14 protein-coding genes, 1 tRNA gene and 1 riboswitch are annotated in these 18721 nt (G+C 70.8%); of the genes, 2 read left to right on the top strand and 13 right to left on the bottom strand.

What is annotated here, in order from left to right:
* Positions 1-19 precede the first annotated feature (19 nt).
* The 3 genes from C6376_RS13220 to C6376_RS13210 all read right to left on the bottom strand — a co-directional run bounded on the left by C6376_RS13220 (position 20) and on the right by C6376_RS13210 (position 2664).
* The gene (locus C6376_RS13220) at positions 20-913 is read right to left on the bottom strand and encodes a Bax inhibitor-1/YccA family protein (RefSeq protein WP_107443601.1); all 894 of its coding nucleotides are present in this window, start codon (positions 911-913) and stop codon (positions 20-22) included.
* A gap of 212 nt (positions 914-1125) precedes the next feature.
* Complete coding sequence (locus C6376_RS13215) at positions 1126-2301, bottom strand: 4-hydroxybenzoate 3-monooxygenase (RefSeq protein ID WP_107443600.1); 1176 nt, start codon at positions 2299-2301, stop codon at positions 1126-1128.
* Positions 2302-2580: 279 nt separating this feature from the next.
* A tRNA-Leu gene (locus C6376_RS13210) sits at positions 2581-2664 on the bottom strand.
* 446 nt (positions 2665-3110) lie between these two features.
* Between C6376_RS13210 and C6376_RS13205 the strand changes: the two genes are divergently transcribed.
* Positions 3111-3881, top strand: a complete 771-nt coding sequence (locus C6376_RS13205; RefSeq protein ID WP_107443599.1) for an ABC transporter ATP-binding protein — start codon at positions 3111-3113, stop codon at positions 3879-3881.
* Between the two features lie 54 nt (positions 3882-3935).
* Complete coding sequence (locus tag C6376_RS13200; protein WP_107443598.1) at positions 3936-6464, top strand: ABC transporter permease; 2529 nt, start codon at positions 3936-3938, stop codon at positions 6462-6464.
* 59 nt (positions 6465-6523) lie between these two features.
* Here the strand turns inward: C6376_RS13200 and C6376_RS13195 are convergent, their stop codons facing one another.
* The 10 genes from C6376_RS13195 to C6376_RS13150 all read right to left on the bottom strand — a co-directional run bounded on the left by C6376_RS13195 (position 6524) and on the right by C6376_RS13150 (position 18716).
* Positions 6524-7813: a cyclopropane-fatty-acyl-phospholipid synthase family protein gene (locus tag C6376_RS13195; RefSeq protein WP_107443597.1), complete on the bottom strand. Its 1290-nt coding sequence runs from the start codon at positions 7811-7813 to the stop codon at positions 6524-6526.
* A gap of 335 nt (positions 7814-8148) precedes the next feature.
* Entirely contained in the window at positions 8149-9543 is a 1395-nt protein-coding gene (locus C6376_RS13190) for an NAD(P)/FAD-dependent oxidoreductase (RefSeq protein WP_107443596.1), read from the bottom strand.
* Positions 9544-9995: 452 nt separating this feature from the next.
* Complete coding sequence (locus C6376_RS13185; protein WP_107443595.1) at positions 9996-10937, bottom strand: Ppx/GppA phosphatase family protein; 942 nt, start codon at positions 10935-10937, stop codon at positions 9996-9998.
* Positions 10934-11473: a DUF501 domain-containing protein gene (locus tag C6376_RS13180; protein ID WP_107443594.1), complete on the bottom strand. Its 540-nt coding sequence runs from the start codon at positions 11471-11473 to the stop codon at positions 10934-10936. The genes C6376_RS13185 and C6376_RS13180 overlap by 4 nt, the downstream gene beginning before the upstream one ends.
* A 25-nt stretch (positions 11474-11498) precedes the next feature.
* Positions 11499-11975 carry a septum formation initiator family protein gene (locus C6376_RS13175; protein WP_107443593.1) on the bottom strand — a complete coding sequence of 159 codons (477 nt, stop codon included), beginning with the start codon at positions 11973-11975 and terminating at the stop codon, positions 11499-11501.
* Between the two features lie 118 nt (positions 11976-12093).
* Positions 12094-13389, bottom strand: coding sequence for a phosphopyruvate hydratase (gene eno, locus C6376_RS13170; RefSeq protein ID WP_107443592.1), 1296 nt, complete (start codon positions 13387-13389; stop codon positions 12094-12096).
* Between the two features lie 556 nt (positions 13390-13945).
* Positions 13946-14650, bottom strand: a complete 705-nt coding sequence (locus C6376_RS13165) for a transglycosylase family protein (RefSeq protein ID WP_107443591.1) — start codon at positions 14648-14650, stop codon at positions 13946-13948.
* Between the two features lie 3 nt (positions 14651-14653).
* Positions 14654-14836: riboswitch (cyclic di-AMP (ydaO/yuaA leader) on the bottom strand.
* A gap of 205 nt (positions 14837-15041) precedes the next feature.
* Entirely contained in the window at positions 15042-16076 is a 1035-nt protein-coding gene (locus C6376_RS13160; RefSeq protein WP_107443590.1) for a transglycosylase family protein, read from the bottom strand.
* 215 nt (positions 16077-16291) lie between these two features.
* Positions 16292-17566 carry a cytochrome P450 gene (locus tag C6376_RS13155; RefSeq protein ID WP_107448940.1) on the bottom strand — a complete coding sequence of 425 codons (1275 nt, stop codon included), beginning with the start codon at positions 17564-17566 and terminating at the stop codon, positions 16292-16294.
* A 112-nt stretch (positions 17567-17678) separates the two neighbouring features.
* Complete coding sequence (locus C6376_RS13150; protein WP_254075929.1) at positions 17679-18716, bottom strand: nucleoside triphosphate pyrophosphohydrolase; 1038 nt, start codon at positions 18714-18716, stop codon at positions 17679-17681.
* Between the last annotated feature and the right edge of the window lie 5 nt (positions 18717-18721).

Below are 18721 nucleotides of genomic sequence, written 5' to 3'. Positions count from 1 at the left end.
CCGGTCGGCGGCTGCCGACTCAGTCGCTGTTGAGGATGGACAGGAGTCGCAGGAACTCCATGTAGATCCACACCAGCGTCATCGTGAGGCCGAAGGCGGCCAGCCAGGCCTCCTCGCGCGGGGCGCCGTAGGCCACGCCGTCCTCGACCTGCTTGAAGTCCAGGGCGAGGAAGCAGGCGCCGAGAATGATGCCGATGATGCCGAACACGATGCCGAGGCCGCCGCTGCGGAAGCCGAGGCCGTCACCGCCGCCGAAGACCGCGAACAGCAGGTTCACCATCATCAGCAGGACGAAACCGATCGCGGCGGCCATCACGAAGCCGTAGAAGCGACGGTTGACGCGGATCCAGCCGGCCTTGTAGGCCACGAGCACGCCGGCGAAGACCGCCATGGTGCCGAGCACCGCCTGGGCGACGACGCCGTCCGCGATGTAGGTCGAGACCGCGCTGGAGATCACGCCGAGGAAGACGCCCTCGAAGGCGGCGTACGACAGGATCAGCGCGGGCGACGGTCGCCGCTTGAACGACTGGACCAGGGCGAGCACCATCGCGACCAGACCGGCGCCGATGGCGATGCCGTACGACTTGCCGATGTTGGCGTCGTCGACGGGCAGCAGCAGCCACGACAGGATCGCCGTGACGACCACGGTGCCGAGCGTGGTCGCGGTGCGCGCGACGACGTCGTCCATCGTCATCCGGCCGGTGGCGGCCGGGGCCTGCGGCGGGGCGCCGTGCTGCAGGTCCTGCTGGGCGTAGGGGTTCTGCGCGTACGGGTTGCCGGCCGGCTGGGCGTACGGGTTGCCCTGCTGCGTGCCGACTGCGGGTCCCCCGGCCTGCGGCGCGGCGTTGAAGCCCGCGTAGCCGTTGTCGCGGCTGAACCCCCGTCGCGAGAAGACCGGGTTTCTGCTCCTCATTGCACTCCTCCGTGGCCGCACAGCGCGGCCTTGAGCTCAAGGGTAATGGGTAGGCAAAGGATTGACCCTAGTGCTTGGGGAGGATCTTTCCCTCTTGTTGCTGCGCAACACGCTACGTGCCTTCGTGATTCCCGGCACGGAAGGTTCCCGATCATGACCAAGCCGCGACATGTCCGGTACCGCACGGAGACCGGACGGGCCGCGGCGTTCGGTCATTCGAACGAGAACCCGGTGTACCCCTCGGCGAGGTCGGTCTCGGCGGCCCGGGAGGAGGCGAGCCGCTCGAGACGGGCGAGCTGGAGGCGGCTCTCGAAGGGGTCCGCGTCCGGCGCCGGGTGGAGCAGGGTCGTCATGTCGTAGGAGAACCGCTCGGCCTGCCACACGCGCCGCAGACAGGTCGCGGAGTAGGCGTCCAGGAGCGCGCTCGACCCCGTCTCCCGCAGGCTCGTCAGCGCCCGGGCGAAGGTGACCACGTCCCCGACGGCCAGGTTGAGGCCCTTCGCCCCGGTGGGCGGCACGATGTGGGCCGCGTCGCCGGCGAGGAAGAGCCGGCCGTGCCGCATGGGCTCGTGGACGTAGGAGCGCATCGGGGTGACCGACTTCTGGGTGATCGGGCCGCGCTCCAGCCGCCAGCCGTCGTCGGTGGCGAACCGCCGCTCCAGCTCGTCCCAGATCTCCTCGTCGCTCCACGACTCGGCGTCCGTGCCCTCGGGGACCTGGAGGTAGAGACGGGAGACGGACGGGGAACGCATGGACAGCAGCGCGAAGCCGCGGTCGTGGCGGGCGTAGACCAGCTCGTCGTGGGAGGGCGGCACGTCGGCGAGGACGCCGAGCCAGCCGAACGGGTAGGACCGTTCGAAGGTGCGGCTCAGTTCGGCGGGTACGGCCTTGCGGGCGACGCCCCAGAAGCCGTCGCAGCCGACGACGTAGTCGCACTCCAGGACGTCCTCGACGCCCTGGTGGCGGAAGCGGACGCGGGGGCGGTCGGTGTCGGCGTCCTCCACGGCCAGGGCCTCCGCCTCGAACAGCAGCGGGCCGCCCTCCTTCAGCTGGAGGGCGATGAGGTCCTTGCACACCTCGGTCTGGGCGTAGACGGTCACCGACCGGCCGCCGGTGAGCGCGGGGAAGTCCACGCGGTGGCGGCGGCGGTCGAACCGCAGCTCTATGCCGTCGTGCCGCAGGCCCTCGCGGTCCATGCGCTCCCCGGCGCCCGCCGCCCGCAGGACGTCCACCGTGCCCTGTTCCAGAATCCCGGCGCGCTGCCGCTGCTCGACGTAGGCGCGGTCACGGCTCTCCAGCACGACCGAGTCGACGCCGGCGTTGTGCAGGAGGCGGGCGAGGAGGAGGCCGGCGGGGCCGGCGCCGACGATGCCGACGGTCGTGCGCATCGGGCGTTTCCCTTCGAGGACGGACGAGGAGTTGTTCGCGCAGTGAAGATTTCTTCACTTGGTGATCCGCGTCCGAGTCTGCGCCCCGACTGCGCGGGTGTCAACGGTCTGCGGCTCCGTCTCCGGGAGGACAGGGGATGGCCGCGGCGGCCCCGGAGCCCTGCGCCGCCGCGGAGAAGGGGGGCCGGGCCGAACGCGCATCAGGGGCCGGCCGGCTGTGACCGGCGACCCCTTTCGCAACCCACCGCCTCCGAGCGTCACACACGGTGACCGCGGAAGTGCCCAGAGCCGGACTTGAACCGGCACGCCCACGTAGGGGCAGCGAGGTTTAAGCTCGCCGTGTCTGCATTCCACCATCTGGGCAGGCCCAAGGCTCCGCTGGAGCTTCCGACCCTATCGGGATCCGTCCCCCGAACAGCGGACGAGCAGACCTCATGTTGTCTTATTTTATTGATGTCTGAGGGTGCATCAGTACATGGCACCGGCCATCCGCACTTGCCAGTAGCCTGGCGCGCGGGAAACGCCCGCGTATGCGGAATGACGGAATTTCACCGTCCGGACAAGGTTGCTCCACCGGTTCTTGACACATCGTCGCGCCCGCCCGCCGCCCGGAATCGCCGCAAACGATCGTCTCGCCGGGCCGCTTCAGGGAGCCGGGATGTCATCCCCAGGTATGACAACGCGGCCCCTGGTCCGTCCGGAGTCTGCCCTCAGAACCGGAACAGCGGCTGACTACACGGCGGCAGGCGGGCGGGACGATGGTTCGGTCCCCCGGAATCATCCACCGTCCCGTCAGGAGCCCGTTTCCCGTGACCACCAGCCCCCTCGCAGAGCGGACCACCACCGTGGCCGCGCGCGCCACGGACCTGTCGAAGATCTACGGACAGGGCGAGACCCAGGTGGTCGCCCTGGACCGGGTGTCGGTCGACTTCCGGCAGGCCGAGTTCACCGCGATCATGGGACCGTCCGGCTCCGGCAAGTCCACTCTGATGCACTGCGTGGCCGGTCTCGACACCTTCTCCTCCGGCTCCGTGCGCATCGGCGACACCGAGCTCGGCACGCTGAAGGACAAGCAGCTCACCAAGCTCCGCCGGGACAAGATCGGGTTCATCTTCCAGGCGTTCAACCTGCTGCCGACACTGACGGCCGCCGAGAACATCACGCTCCCCATGGACATCGCGGGCCGCAAGCCGGACAAGGAGTGGCTGGAAAAGGTCATCGCCATGGTCGGCCTCGCCGACCGGCTCGGCCACCGGCCCTCGCAGCTCTCCGGCGGTCAGCAGCAGCGGGTCGCCGTCGCCCGCGCCCTGGCCTCCCGGCCCGAGATCATCTTCGGCGACGAGCCGACCGGCAACCTCGACTCGCGCTCGGGCGCCGAGGTGCTGGGCTTCCTGCGCAACTCCGTGCGGGAGCTGGGGCAGACCGTGGTGATGGTGACCCACGACCCGGTGGCCGCTGCCTACGCGGACCGGGTCGTCTTTCTCGCGGACGGGCGGATCGTCGACGAGGTGCACGGTCCGACCGCCGAGTCGGTGCTCGACCGTATGAAGCGTTTCGACGCCAAGGGCCGCACCAGCTGATCCCGGACCGGGACCGACCGCTCGCCGACGAGCAGGACTGAGAAGACGACACCCATGTTCCGTACCGCCTTGCGCAACGTGCTCGCGCACAAGGCCCGGCTCCTGATGACCGTGCTCGCCGTGATGCTCGGCGTGGCCTTCGTGTCAGGGACCCTGGTCTTCACCAACACCCTGTCCAACGCCCTCCAGAACAGCTCCGCCAAGGGCTTCGACCAGGTCGACGTCGCCGTCACCGCCGAGGCCCAGCCCGACGTCGGCGACCGCATCGTCAAGACGCCCGAGCTGAACCAGGCCCTGCTGGAGCGGAGCGCGAAGGTCCCGGGTGCCGCCTCCGCGATCGGCGTCGTCAACGGCTTCACCGCCATCGCCGACAAGGACGGCAAGCTCATCGGCGGCGGCTTCCAGTCGCAGGGCGGCAACTACTGGGGCACGAAGGACAGCCGGTACCCGCTCGTCTCCGGGCACGCCCCGAGCGGCAGGAACGAGGTCCTCATCGACTCGCGGACCGCCGAACGGGCCGGCTACCGGGTCGGTGACACCGTGCGGATCTCCGTGGACGGCCCCGTCCTCACCCCGAAGATCGTCGGCGTGTTCACCACCGACGACGGCAACGTCGCCGCCGGCGGCAGCCTCGCCCTGTTCGACACGGCGAGCGCGCAGACGCTCTTCGGAAAGCCCGGCACCTACGACGAGATCGACGTCCGGGCGGCCGCCGGGACCTCGCAGAGCGCGCTGAAGTCCGCGCTGGACGCCGCCCTGCCCAAGGACCGGGTCGAGACCACCACCGGCCGTCAACTGGCCGACGACCAGGCCGAGGCGATCTCCGCGTCGATGAGCGGAATGAAGCAGGGGCTGCTGGTCTTCGCCGGCATCGCGCTGTTCGTCGGCACCTTCATCATCGCCAACACCTTCACGATGCTGGTCGCCCAGCGCACCAAGGAGCTCGCGCTCATGCGGGCCGTCGGCGCCTCCCGCCGGCAGGTCACCCGGTCCGTGCTGATCGAGGCGTTCGTGGTCGGCACCGTCGCGGGCGTGACCGGGCTGGTCGCCGGCATCGGCATCGGCGCCGGGCTGCGCTCGCTGCTCGGGACGCTCGGGGCGACCGTCCCCGACGGTCCGCTCGTCGTCACGCCCGGCACGGTCGCCACCGCCATGGCCGTCGGCGTCGTCATCACCATGGTGGCGGCCTGGCTGCCGGGGCGCCGGGCCGCGAAGATCCCGCCGGTCGCCGCGATGAGCAGCGTGCACGCCGCCGCGACCACCAGGTCGCTGGTGCTGCGCAACACGCTGGGCGCGCTGTTCTCGGCGGCGGGCGTCGCCGTCGTCCTCGCCGCGACGACGATGGACGGCTCCGACGGCCAGGCTCCCATGGGCCTCGGTGCGGTCCTGCTGATCATCGGCGTCTTCATCCTCACTCCGCTGCTGTCCCGCCCGCTGATCGCGGCGTCCGCGCCGGTCCTGCGGATCTTCGGGGTGTCCGGGAAGCTCGCCCGGCAGAACTCGGTGCGCAACCCGCGCCGCACGGCGGCCACCGCCTCCGCGCTGATGATCGGCCTGACCCTGATCACCGGTATGACGGTGATGGCGGGCAGCCTGCAGAAGTCGATCGACAAGATGGCGTCCGCCGCGATCAAGGCCGACTACGTCGTGTCGATGGCCAACGGAAACGAGCTCTCCCCGGACGTCGACGCGAAACTGAAGACCGCCGACGGGGTGACCGCCACCAGCCCGATGCGCAACGCGCCCGCTCGCATCAACGGCGAAACCGAGTACCTCACCGGCGTCACCGGCTCCGCCTTCGGGGAGCTCACCGACCTTCCGATGGACGACGGCGCCTTCACGGTGGGCGGCTCGCGGGTCGTCGTGGACGCGGGCGCCGCGAAGCACCAGGGCTGGAAGGCCGGTTCGGTCTTCACCGTGCACTACGAGGACGGCAAGCAGCAGCGGCTGACGGTCGCCGGGGTGTACGAGAGCAACGAGCTGATCCGGGGCATCCTCCTCGACAACTCCGTGCTGACCCCGCACGTCGAGGACCCGTCCGACATGCAGGTCATGGTCAAGACGTCCGGCGGCGTCTCGGGCGACACGAAGGACCGGCTGGAGAAGGCCCTCGGCTCCAACCCGGCCATCAAGGTCCAGAGCAAGCAGGACCTCTCCGACCAGATCGCGAAGATGTTCACCCTGTTGCTGAACATGCTCTACGGACTGCTCGCGATGGCCGTCGTCGTCGCGGTGCTCGGGGTCGTCAACACCCTCGCGATGTCCGTCTTCGAGCGCTCCCAGGAGATCGGCATGCTGCGGGCGATCGGCCTGGACCGGCGGTCGGTCAAGCGGATGGTCCGGCTGGAGTCGCTGGTGATCTCGCTCTTCGGCGGGGTGCTCGGCATCGGCCTGGGCGTGTTCTTCGGCTGGGCGGCGGGCGAACTGCTCGGCACGAAGATGGCCACCTACGAACTCGTGCTGCCCTGGGGCCGGATGGCGGTCTTCCTGGCGCTCGCGGCGGCGGTGGGCATCCTGGCGGCGCTCTGGCCGGCCCGGCGGGCGTCCCGCCTGAACATGCTGAGCGCGATCAAGTCCGAGTAGCGGCAGGCACGGTCGGGCCCGGCGTCGTCCCCACGGCGCCGGGCCCTTCTGTCGTTCCGTCAGTTCCAGGTGCGGGCGCGCAGCGGCAGTCCGGAGTCCCCGGACCCGGGGGTCCGCACGGCCAGGACCTGGTTGACGCCGATGCGGTTGCGTTCGAAGGCGACGGCGGAGGCGGCCATGTAGAGCCGCCAGACGCGGGCGCGGCCGGGGCCGGCCAGGTGGACGGCCCGGTCCCAGCCGTCCTCCAGACGGGTCACCCAGCGGCGCAGGGTGAGGGCGTAGTGCTCACGGATCGACTCGACGTCGCGGACCTCGAAGCCGGCCCGTTCCAGCTGAGCGACGGTGGTGCCGAGGGGAGCGAGTTCGCCGTCCGGGAAGACGTAGGCGTCGATGAAGGCGTCCACGTCGTAGGCCGACTCGTCGCGCTGCGGAGGGCGGGCGATCTGGTGGTTGAGCAGCCGGCCGCCCGGCCTCAGCAGCGCGTGCAGGGCGCGCGCGTAGGCGAGGTACTTGTCGGAGCCGACGTGTTCGGCCATGCCGATGGAGGAGACGGCGTCGAAGGGGCCGTCGGCGACGTCCCGGTAGTCCTGGACGCGGATCTCGACCCGGTCGGTGAGACCGGCGTCGGCGACCCGCTTGCGGGCGTAGGCCGCCTGTTCCTGGGAGAGGGTGATCCCGAGGACGTTCGCGCCGTGCTCGCGGGCGGCGTGCAGCGCCATCGAGCCCCAGCCGCAGCCGACGTCCAGCAGGCGCTGACCGGGCGACAGGGCGAGCTTGCGGCAGACGAGTTCGAGCTTGTCGCGCTGGGCGTCCTCGAGGGCGCCGCCCGCGGTCTCCCAGTAGGCGCACGAATACACCATGGACGGGCCGAGGACCAGTTCGTAGAAGTCGTTGCCGACGTCGTAGTGGTGGCTGACGGCGCGTCTGTCGGAGCGCCGGCTGTGCAGGTGCCGGGCGCTGCGGACCTCCTCACGGGGCGGGGCGGGCGGCAGCGGGGGCCCGGCGAGTCTCAGCAGCCCGCGGACGGCCGCACGGAACCGGGGGTCGCGCAGGGCCTGGGCGAGGGTGCGGGCGTCGTCGCCGCGCTCCCAGACGAGGCCGGCGAGCAGGTCGACCGCGGTGTACAGGTCGCCCTCGACGTCCAGGTCGCCGGCCACCCAGGCGCGGACGAGGCCCAGTTCGCCGGGCTTGAAGAGAAGACGGCGCAGGGCTCTGCGGTGGTGCGCGACGAGGACGGGCGCGCCCGGCGGGCCCGCCTGCGAACCGTCCCAGGCGCGGACGCGCAGCGGGAACGGAGCCCCCAGCAACTGTTCGACGAGCCCATGGAGCCGCGGCGCGGCGTCAGCCATGATGCACCCCTCCGTGACGGTGATCCCGGAATGTCCTGTCCCCACGTAAACACGAGGGGGTGCGGTGCCCGGTCCCACGACGCCGTCACGGCTGGGCAAAATACCTGCACACGGCACACGCCGGTGGCGCCGGCAGCGGCGGGCGCGGGGCTTCCCGGCCCGCCCGGCCACGGTGACCGGCGTCGTGGGAGATCGTCCCCACCAAGGGTGACCGGGCGCGTCGCGCACCGGCTCGGGGATGCCGAAGGGGCCGTCCGCACCACGGATGGCGGACGGCCCCTTCGGGGATGTTCAGTGACCGCGGGCCCTTGGGCCCGAGGTCGGTCGACCTGGGCTCAGGAGGCGTTGGCCTTCTCGCTCTCGGCCTTCGCGGGGGCCGGCTTCGCGGCGACCGGGGCCGGCTTCGCGGCCTCGTAGAACTCCTCGCGCGGGGACTCCAGCGCGCCCAGCGCCACCACCTCGCGCTTGAGGAACATACCGAGGGTCCAGTCGGCGAAGACGCGGATCTTGCGGTTCCAGGTCGGCATCGCCATGCCGTGGTAGCCACGGTGCATGTACCAGGCGAGACGGCCCTTGAGCTTGATCTTCACCTTGCCCATGACGATCATCGCGACGCCCTTGTGGAGGCCGAGGCCCGCCACCGCACCCTTGTTGGAGTGCTCGTAGTCCTTCTGCGGGAAGCCCCGCATACCGGAGATCACGTTGTCGCCGAGGACCCTCGCCTGACGCAGCGCGTGCTGCGCGTTCGGCGGGCACCAGGCGTTCTCGACGCCGGCCTTGCGGGCGGCGACGTCCGGGACCTGGGCGTTGTCGCCGGCGGCCCAGATGTAGTCGGTGCCCTGGACCTGGAGGCTGGGCGCGGTGTCGACGTGACCACGCGGGCCCAGCGGGAGGCCGTAGCGGGCGAGGACCGGGTTCGGCTTGACGCCGGCCGTCCACACGATGGTGTTCGAGTCGACCTCGAGACCGTTCTTGAGCACGACGTGGCCGTCGACGCAGGAGTCCATCGAGGTGGAGAGGTAGATCTCCACGCCGCGGCTCTCCAGGTGGGCCTTGCCGTACTGGCCGAGCTTCGGGCCGACCTCGGGCAGGATCTTGTCCGCGGCGTCGACCAGGATGAAGCGCATGTCCTCGCGGGACACGGTCTTGTAGTACTTGGCCGCGTCACGGGCCAGGTCCTCGACCTCGCCGATGGTCTCCGCACCGGCGAAGCCGCCGCCGATGAAGACGAAGGTGAGCGCCTTGCGGCGGATCTCCTCGTCGGTCGTGGAGTCGGCCTTGTCCAGCTGCTCGAGGACGTGGTTGCGCAGGCCGATGGCCTCCTCGACGCCCTTCATTCCGATGCCCTGTTCGGCGAGGCCGGGGATCGGGAAGGTGCGGGAGACCGCGCCGAGCGCGATCACCAGGTAGTCGAAGGGCAGCTCGTACGCCTCGCCGACCAGCGGCGCGATCGTGGCGACCTTGCGGTCCTGGTCGATGGTGGTGACCCGGCCGGTGAGGACCTCCGCCTTGGGCAGCACGCGTCGCAGCGGGACGACGACATGGCGCGGGGAGATGTTGCCGGCGGCGGTTTCGGGGAGGAAGGGCTGGTAAGTCATGTACGACCGGGGGTCGACGACCGTGACGGTCGCCTCGCCGTAGCGCATCTTCTTGAGGATGCGCCGAGCTGCGTACAGGCCTACGTACCCACCGCCTACTACGAGGATCCTGGGACGCTCCGTGGTGCTCATGCCATCGAGTATCCACCTGGTTCAGGGGGGTCGCTCGTGCGCCCCTTCACAAGCTTCCCGAGGGTGTGTGCTATCCTCCGCGACTCGCGTGATCCACCTCATGGCGGAGAACGGGAACCAGCGTGTAGGGCATGGCGTTGTCAATGCCGCGTGAGCTGCCTCTCCGGCTCCGGAAGGTCTCTGTGAGCGCCCCGCGGCGAGCCTTGCGAGACACCCGCGAGACGCCCCCGTCCGCCTCTTTTGAACACGTTCATACGGGGGCCGGACCCCCGGAAGGGCCAACCGGGACACAATCGCCCTCCGACAGGGCCAAATTCCTTGTGAAGAACTTCACGAACTTTCCCGGCGGAGTGTCGCGAGACCACGCCGAAGGGGCCCCGAAGGACCCCCAGGACTGCTCATCCGCGCATCCTGCCTGCTCAGCAGAGTGCACCCGACGACCCCGACGAGCCCTACGCGACCGACCAGGCGATGCCGTCGAGGATGTCGTGCTCGCTCACGACGACCTCCTGCGCGCCGGTGCGCTCCATGATCGCCAGCAGCACCAGCGCGCCCGCCCCGATCACGTCCACCCGTCCCGGATGCATCGCGCCGATCGCGGCACGCTCGGCGTGCGTGGAACGCAGCAGCCGCCCGGTGATCGCGCGGACCTCGTCGTGCGAGACGCGCGAGTGGTGGATGGCCGCCGAGTCGTACGCGGGCAGTTTCTGGGCGATCGCCGAGACCGTGGTGACCGAGCCGGCCAGGCCGACCAGGGTGCGTGCCTCGCGCAGCGGGACCGTCCGCTCGGCGAGGTCGAGGGCGGCCTCGATGTCGGCGCGCATCGCCGCGATCTGCTCCTCGGACGGCGGGTCGGTGACCTTCCCGTCCACCACCAGGTGCCGCTCGGTCATCCGCACGCAGCCGACGTCGACCGAGCGGGCGGCGCGCACCCGGTCGTCGCCGACGACGAACTCCGTCGAACCGCCGCCGATGTCCACCACCAGGTAGGGCCGGGCCAGGTCGTCGCGGCCGGTGAGCTCCTTCGTGGCACCGGTGAACGAGAACTCGGCCTCCTGGTCGCCGGTGATGACCTCCGGCTCGACGCCCAGGATGTCCAGCACCCCGCGCACGAACTCGTCCCGGTTCTCGGCGTCCCGGGAGGCGGACGTGGCCACGAACCGCAGCCGCTGCGCGCCGAGTTCCTTGACGGCGGCCGCGTACTCCCGGCAGGCGGCGAACGTCCGCTCCAGCGCCTCGGGAGCGAGCCGGCCGGTGCGGTCGACGCCCTGGCCGAGCCGGACGATGGTCATTCGGCGGTCCAGGTCGACGAGTTCGCCGGTTTCCGGGTCCGCGTCGGCGACGAGCAGCCGGATGGAGTTCGTACCGCAGTCGACGGCGGCCACCCGGGTCACGGGGCCTCCCCCTCGACCGGCTGGGAAAGGATCACGCAGGCGCCCTTGCGCCACCACTCGGGGAGCATCTCCAGCGCCTCGTCACCGAGCGGGTTCACGCCCGGGCCCGCGGCCAGCGAGTGGGCCACCAGGACGTGCAGGCACTTCACCCGGTCCGGCATGCCGCCCGCGCTGGGGAAGTTCCGCAGCTCCTCGATCTCGTCCCGCCGCCGGACGTAGTCCTCGTGGGCGGCCCGGTAGGCCGCGGCGAGCTCGGGGTCGGACTGCAGCCGCTCCGTCATCTCCTTCATCACGCCGTTCGCCTCCAGCGTGCCGATCGCCGAGTTGGCCTTCGGGCACGTCAGGTAGTACAGCGTCGGGAAGGGGGTGCCGTCGGGCAGGCGGGGGGCCGTCTCGACGACGTCCGGATGACCGCACGGGCAGCGGTGCGCGATCGCGCGCAGGCCGCGCGGCGGGCGTCCGAGCTGCTGCTTGAAGGCCTCGACGTCCGCGTCGGTGGGCTCGGTGCGCGGAGTGGTCGGCGGGGGCGTCTGCATGCCTGTCTTTCCATCGGTCGGTCGGTCAGTGGTCGGAGGCGTCGGACTTGTCGACCCCGTCCCAGACGTTGGAGTACCAGGGGCGGTCGGCCCCACCGAGGTCGGCGCGCGAGCGCCTCGCGGCGTCCGGGTCGACGACGACGAAGCCGGTCTCCCCCGGCAGTACGTAGTGCAGCCGCAGCCGGATCTGCTGCTCGGCGTACGCGTCGTCCTGCCAGCGCGCCTTGAGGTCGCGCAGCTGCTCGACGCGCTCGGCGGCCTGCTGCTTCTCGCGCTCCAGGTCGGCGATCTCGGCGCGCTGGGACACGTACTGGCGCATCGGGTAGGCCAGGGCCACGATCAGCGTGCACAGGACGAGCGCCAGCAGGGCCGCGCGGCCGGTGAGGCGGGAGCGGCGGGCCTGGCGCTTGGTCTGCGAACGGTAGACACGGGCCGCGGTCTGCTCGCCGAGCAGCTTGATCCTGGTCGCGGTGGAGAAACGGTCCCGGTCCTTCACGGCCATGTGCTGCGCCTCCCGTCTCCCACGTGCGTACGTCCCCGCACACGGTACGGGACCGAGTACGGGGACGTTCGTGCGACTGGCTAGGCCTTACCCCGGGTGGGGTCAGCCGTTGCCGCGCTCAGTGGTTCGCGGAGCGGAACCGCGGGAAGGCGGAGCGGCCCGCGTACACCGCGGCGTCGTCGAGGATCTCCTCGATGCGCAGCAGCTGGTTGTACTTGGCGACGCGGTCCGAGCGGGCCGGGGCGCCGGTCTTGATCTGACCACAGTTCACCGCGACGGCGAGGTCGGCGATGGTGACGTCCTCGGTCTCGCCGGAGCGGTGGGACATCATGCACTTGAAGCCGTTGCGCTGGGCCATCTCGACGGCGTCCAGGGTCTCGGTCAGCGAGCCGATCTGGTTGACCTTGACGAGCAGGGCGTTGGCGGAGCCCTCGTCGATGCCGCGGGCCAGGCGCTCCGGGTTGGTGACGAAGAGGTCGTCGCCGACGATCTGGACCTTGTCGCCCAGCTTGTCGGTGATGACCTTCCAGCCGGCCCAGTCGTCCTCGTACAGCGGGTCCTCGATGGAGACGAGCGGGTACGCGGAGACGAGCTCCTCGTAGTACTCGGTCATCTCGGCGGCCGAGCGGGACTTGCCCTCGAACTCGTACTTGCCGTCCTTGTAGAACTCGGACGCGGCGACGTCGAGCGCGAGCGCGATCTGCTCACCGGGGACGTAACCGGCCTGCTGGATGGCCTCGATGATGAGGTCGAGCGCGGCGCGGTTGGACTCCAGGTTCGGGGCGAAGCCGCCCTCGTCGCCGAGGCCGGTGGACAGGCCCTTGGTCTTCAGCACCTTCTTGAGGGTGTGGTAGACCTCGGCGCCCCAGCGCAGGGCCTCGGAGAAGGACTCCGCGCCGATCGGGGCGATCATGAACTCCTGGATGTCCACGTTGGAGTCGGCGTGCGAGCCGCCGTTCAGGATGTTCATCATCGGAACGGGCAGCAGGTGCGCGTTCGGGCCGCCCAGGTAGCGGAACAGCGGCAGGTCGCTGGCCTCGGAGGCGGCGTGGGCGACGGCGAGCGAGACGCCGAGGATGGCGTTGGCGCCGAGCGAGCCCTTGTTGTCGGTGGCGTCCAGGTCGAACATGGCCTGGTCGATCAGGCGCTGCTCGGTGGCGTCGTAGCCGACGAGCTCCGGGCCGATCTGCTCGATGACGGCGAGGACGGCCTTCTCGACACCCTTGCCCTGGTAGCGGTTCGGGTCACCGTCGCGCAGCTCGATGGCCTCGAAGGCACCCGTGGAGGCGCCGGACGGAACGGCGGCACGACCCGTGCTGCCGTCGTCGAGGCCTACCTCGACCTCGACCGTGGGGTTGCCTCGGGAGTCCAGGATTTCCCGGGCTACGACGACGTCGATGGACGGCACGAGCATCTCCTTCATGGGATGTGACGCTGAAAGTGCGCGGCGCGTGGCCTTGCGCCTAGAGCCTAACCGCCTCCGGGGCGTCGGCCACCGACCGACCGTCCCGTGGACGGACTGACCGTACACATTGTTCCTGTCCGGAACAAAGCGGCTGGGGAAAGCGGCCCGAAAGGCCGGGAAAACACCACGCGGCCCGGGAGGCCGACGGCCTGACGGACGGCTGCCTGACGGGCGGCTGCCACAGGACCCGAAGGAACGGAAGGACCGCAAGGACGGCGGCCGGGAGGCCCGGAGGCCGGAAGTGCAGCGGCCGGAAGAACGTCGGCCGGGAGGAAAGCGGTCTGGAGAACGCCGGCCGGGAGCGCGGCGGCTGGACGAACGACGGCCGGAAGAGCGGCGGCCGGGAGCGCGCCGGCCGGAAGAGCGCAAGAGAAAACCCCGTCCCGGTGCGTACGGGGGAACACGCACCGGAACGGGGGGCTCGTGGGGACGGGGGGCCGTCACGCGGTTCTCAGGGTGCCGACCTTCATCGGGAGGGCACGGTGGCCGCGTCGGCAGCCGGCTGTCACTTCAGGTGCAGCTGCTGACCCGGGTAGATGAGGTCGGCGTCCTGGACGATGTCCTTGTTCAGCTCGAACAGCTTCTGCCAGCCACCCTCGACCTTGTGCTTCTCGGCGATGGAGCTGAGGGTGTCGCCCTTGACGACCTTGTACTCGCCGTCGCCCTTCTTGACCTTCTTGCCGGTCGGGGTGGTGACCGTCTTGGACTTCTTGGCGGCCGCCGGACGGTCGGTGGAGCGGGAGCTGCTCTTCTGCTCGGTCGAGCGGGAGCTGCTGCCGCTGTCCGACGAGCCGGAGGAGCCCGAGTTCGAGGAGGCGGCGCTGCCGCCGTCGTAGGAGGCGCCGGACAGACCCTTGCCGCAGACCGGCCAGGCGCCCTTGCCCTGGCCCGCGAGGACCTTCTCGCCGATGGCTATCTGCTGGGCCTTGGAGGCCTGGTTGGCCTGCGAGGCGTACTGCGTGCCGCCGTACGCGGCCCAGGTGGAGGACGAGAACTGCAGGCCGCCGTAGTAGCCGTTGCCGGTGTTGATGGACCAGTCGCCGCCGGACTCGCACTGGGCGACCGCGTCCCACTCGGAGGCGGTGGCGGCGGAGGCGTTGCCGGCCGCCAGCAGCGGTGCGGCGATGGCGACGCCGGTGACGCCGGCCAGAGCGGCGGCACGGGTGGCCTTGGACGGACGGCGGTGCTTGCCCTTACCGGAAAACAGCATGGTGGATCCCCTCACCGACGCCTGCGAGGTGAGCTGTCGGGTTCGGGCCGTGTGAGTTGCCCGGCCACTCCTCCGCCGGAGACTTCCGCTCCGTGGAGGTGTGGCTTCACCCCAAGCCGCTCCGGTGACTTCCCGGTTCGGCACTTACCTTGGGTCCCCCGCTCCTGCCTACGGCGCTTGACGCGACGACTGTTCCCGGGCAGCCGCTGGCAGGATTCGGCGTTGCGACGGCCGGGGCTCGGGTTGCCGAGCGGTCACGACCGTAGACACGCGATCCGCGGAATTTCAAAGACGATCAGGGCTTCTGAGACTCATCCCACACTTTCACCAAAGCGGACATTCACCGCGAAGTGTGACGTGAACTCCCGCTGATTTTCTTGGGCTTTGCGCCCTATTGGACCCCTGTGTCGAGGGTCTGACCGGGAGCGATGTCGCTCGGATCGGCGCCGATGACGTCCTTGTTCTCGGCGTAGAGGGCACGCCATCCGCCGTGGAGGCCAAGGGAGTCGGCGATGGAGGCGAGGGAGTCGCCCTCCTGGACCACATAGGTGGCCGCGGCGTGCCGGCCCGCGGAGGCGGTGGACGCACCGCCCGCCTCGATGTCGGCACCCTTGGCCGCCGGCTCGTCGGCCGTGGTGCCGCGATGGCGGCCGGAGCCGAGGGAACCGGTGTCGACGAGGTTCCAGGAACCCGCCTCCTGGCCCGACTTGTCCGGGTTGACCGCTTCCGGTGTCCCCGTGGGCGAGCCGTCGGCCGCCCGCGGGCCTCCCTGACGGCCGGCGCCGTCGGAGTCGCCCGTGACGGCCGATGGTGACGAAGGGGACGAAGGTGACGCCGAGGGTGAACTCGTGGAATCACCGGACGAGTCAGGCGAGTCGGACGACCCGGTCGAACCGCTGGAGTCGCCGGAGCCGGTCGAGCCGCCGGAATCCGAGGAGCTCGACGAGCCCGACGAACCCGACAACCCCCTGGACAGGTCGGACAAACCCGAGGAGCCGGATGATTCCGACGAATCGCCCGCCACTCCGGTGTCCACGGCCAGCGCGCCGTTCTCCTTGGTGAGCCCGGAGGTCAGCCCGCACGTGCCCCACGCGCCTACGCCCTTGGCCGCGAGCACCTTCTGCGCCACGGCGATCTGCTGGTTGCGGCTGGCCAGGTCGGGGCTCGCCGCGTAGTCGAGTCCGCCGTAGGCGTTCCAGTCCTGCTGGGTGAGGCTCAGGCCGCCGGACTCGCCGCCGACTCCGTCGGCACTCCACGAGCCCCCGGTCTCGCACTGCGCCACCTTGTCCCACACCGTGCCGTCCGCGGCGCTCGCGCCGGAGGCGGCGAACAGCGGGATGGCGATGGCGGAGCCGGTCACCCCGGCCGCGACGAGCAGCGCGGGGGCCTGGCGGGGGCGACGGTGACGACCGTTCCCGGAGAGCATGCGAGGGCCTTTCTCTGGACAGCAGTGCCGGCGCGGGCGAGTGAGCTGACGCGTCGCGCTGACGAGTGAACGTATCGGCAGACGATCACTTGTCACAAGTTAATGCCGCGCAGATCACGTGAAGATCACAGACTTGAGGATCGGTCACCTTTGCTTCGCCACATGGTCACAATCCGCTGACGTCCGGTCAGACCCGCACCGCTGTGACGGAACCGTCAGACGCCGGAGCGCGGGCCGGACACCGGGGCGAACTCGACCGGCAGCGTGCGCAGGCCGCGCATGATGAGGCCGCCGCGCCACCTCAACTCGGCTGGTTCCACCGCCAGTCGAAGGTCGGGAAGCCGGGTGAGCAGAGTGGCCAGCGCGGTCTGGCCCTCAAGCCGGGCCAGCGGGGCGCCCAGGCAGTAGTGGATGCCGTGGCCGTAGCCGAGGTGCTGGTTGTCACGGCGGGCGAGGTCGAGGGTGTCGGGGTCGGTGAAGCGGGCCGGATCGCGGTCGGCGGCGGCCAGCACGACGAGGACGGGATCGCCGGGCGCGATGTCCTGGCCGCCGATGACGACCGGCTCGGTCGCGAACCGCCAGGTGGCGAGTTCGACGGGCCCGTCGTAGCGGAGCAGTTCCTCGACGCCGGTGGCGAGCAGGGCGTGGTCGCCGCCGTCCTCCGTGAGGGACCGCTGCAGGGCCTCGCGCTGGGCGGAATGGGTCAGGAGGGCGTACATGCCGTTCCCGATGAGGTTCACGGTCGTCTCGAAGCCGGCGAACAGCAGGATGAAGGCCATGGCGGCGGCCTCGTTCTCCGTGAGGTGTTCCCCGTGGTCAAAGGCGCGGATCAGACCGGAGATGAGGTCCTCGCCCGGGGCGGGTTCGGCGGGGAGTGCGGCGCGTTTGCGGTGGATGAGCTCCAGCAGGTAGCCGCGCATCTTCTTGACCGACCGGGCGACGCCTCCCCTGGGGCCCCCGCCGTGCCGGATCATCATCCCGGCCCAGTCGCGGAAGTCGTCCTGGTCCTCCTCGGGAACGCCCAGCAGGTCGCAGATGGCGTAGATGGGGAGGGGGAAGGCGAAGTCGTGGATGAGGTCGGCCCGGCCCTCGGCGGCGAACCGGTCGATCAGCCGGTCCGTCAACTCCTGCACGCGCGGCGCGAACTCGGCGACGCGACGCGGGGTGAAGGCCTTGCTCACGAGCCGCCTCAGCCGGGTGTGGTCCGGCGGGTCGATGTTGAGCAGATGCGTCATCAGCTCGGCCTTGCGCTCCCCGGGGATGCCGGTCCTGCCCCTGGCGTGGGCGGGTTCGTCATGATGTGCGGGGTTCTTGGACAGCCGGGGGTCGGCGAGAGCCTGCTTGGCGTCGGCGTACCGGGTGACCAGCCAGGCCTCGACCCCGCTCGGCAACGCGGTCCGGTGCACCGGGGCGTGCTCCCGCAGCCAGGCGTAGGCCGGGTAGGGGTCGGTGGCGAACTCCCAGGTGAAGAGCAAAGGCGCGGGCGGCACGTCGGCCGACGGCTGCCGGGACGAGTGGGCCGGGTCAGTCTGCTCGGCCGGGTGGGTCGGGTGGGTCGGGTCGGTCACTCCCCGACGGTAGCGGGCTTCCTGAGGTGTACGGTCACTCTCCCCCGCCCGAGGACGCGGACGGGGACGGGGACGGGCGGTCGGGGAGGCCTTCGGTGACCCTGATCGCGTCCCGGTAGGCCCGGGCCGCCGCCCGCAGCGCCGCCTCCGGGTCCACTCCCTCCGACTCGGCCCTGGCGGCGAGGGCGAGCAGTTCGTAGCCGACGCCCTCGGCGGTCGGCAGCGGTACGTCCAGCCCCGCCGTCCGGGCCCGCGCGGTCAGCTTCGCCGCGAGAGCCAGCGAGGGCTGGTGGAGCGGAACGCCGTCGGTCACCGAAGCCCGGCGCTTCTCGACCGCCTTCGTGCGCAGCCAGTGCTCCTTGACCTCCTCCGGTGTGGTGGCGGTGGCGTCGCCGAAGACATGGGGGTGGCGGTGGACGAGTTTGGCGACGATCGTGCCCGCGACGTCGTCGACGGAGAACGGGGACTCCTCGTCCTCCTCGGCGATACGGGCGTGGAAGACCACCTGCAGCAGGACGTCGCCCAGCTCCTCGCGGAGTTCGTCGCGGTCGCCGTCCTCGATCGCCTCGACCAGCTCGTACGCCTCCTCCATCGCGTACTTCGCCAGGCCCTGGTGGGTCTGCTGCGAGGACCACGGGCACTCGTCGCGGATGCGGTCCATGACCTGGACGAGGTCGAGCAGGCGGGCGCCGGGGAGGTCGTAGGAGGCGGGAAGGAGCTCCAGCTCCGGCATCGACACCCGGCCGGAGCCCGCCAGCCGGGCCAGACCGTCCGTGAGGGCCGGCTCGCCATCGCCGGTCGCCACCACCACCGCGGTGCGGCCGCCGGCGCAGGCGGCGACCAGTTCCTCGGCGGTCGGGGAGGTCTCCTCGACGGCTATGCCCGCGTCCCGCAGATAGGGCAGCTGCGGGTGCGCGCCGTCCGCGCACAGCACCCGGTCCGCCGCGCGCAGGGCCTGCCAGGCGGGCCAGGAGAGCAGACCGGGGGCGACGCGGTGGCTGGTGGTGAGCAGGACGACGCGACCCGGGGCGGGGACTGCGACGTCGGCATCGGCGGAGCTGATTGCGTTCACACCCC

It is taken from the genome of Streptomyces sp. P3 (assembly GCF_003032475.1).
GTDB lineage: Bacteria > Actinomycetota > Actinomycetes > Streptomycetales > Streptomycetaceae > Streptomyces.
Note: the sequence above shows the minus strand (reverse complement) of the source record. Positions and strands in the feature narration are given on the sequence as shown.

Coding starts and splice junctions, on each gene's coding strand:
- C6376_RS13175 (WP_107443593.1), bottom strand. CDS start 11,975: ATGGCCGTGAAGGACCGGGACCGTTTCTCCACCGCGACCAGGATCAAG.
- C6376_RS13165 (WP_107443591.1), bottom strand. CDS start 14,650: ATGCTGTTTTCCGGTAAGGGCAAGCACCGCCGTCCGTCCAAGGCCACC.
- C6376_RS13160 (WP_107443590.1), bottom strand. CDS start 16,076: ATGCTCTCCGGGAACGGTCGTCACCGTCGCCCCCGCCAGGCCCCCGCG.
- C6376_RS13190 (WP_107443596.1), bottom strand. CDS start 9,543: ATGAGCACCACGGAGCGTCCCAGGATCCTCGTAGTAGGCGGTGGGTAC.
- C6376_RS13215 (WP_107443600.1), bottom strand. CDS start 2,301: ATGCGCACGACCGTCGGCATCGTCGGCGCCGGCCCCGCCGGCCTCCTC.
- C6376_RS13200 (WP_107443598.1), top strand. CDS start 3,936: ATGTTCCGTACCGCCTTGCGCAACGTGCTCGCGCACAAGGCCCGGCTC.
- C6376_RS13220 (WP_107443601.1), bottom strand. CDS start 913: ATGAGGAGCAGAAACCCGGTCTTCTCGCGACGGGGGTTCAGCCGCGAC.
- C6376_RS13195 (WP_107443597.1), bottom strand. CDS start 7,813: ATGGCTGACGCCGCGCCGCGGCTCCATGGGCTCGTCGAACAGTTGCTG.
- eno (WP_107443592.1), bottom strand. CDS start 13,389: ATGCTCGTGCCGTCCATCGACGTCGTCGTAGCCCGGGAAATCCTGGAC.
- C6376_RS13180 (WP_107443594.1), bottom strand. CDS start 11,473: ATGCAGACGCCCCCGCCGACCACTCCGCGCACCGAGCCCACCGACGCG.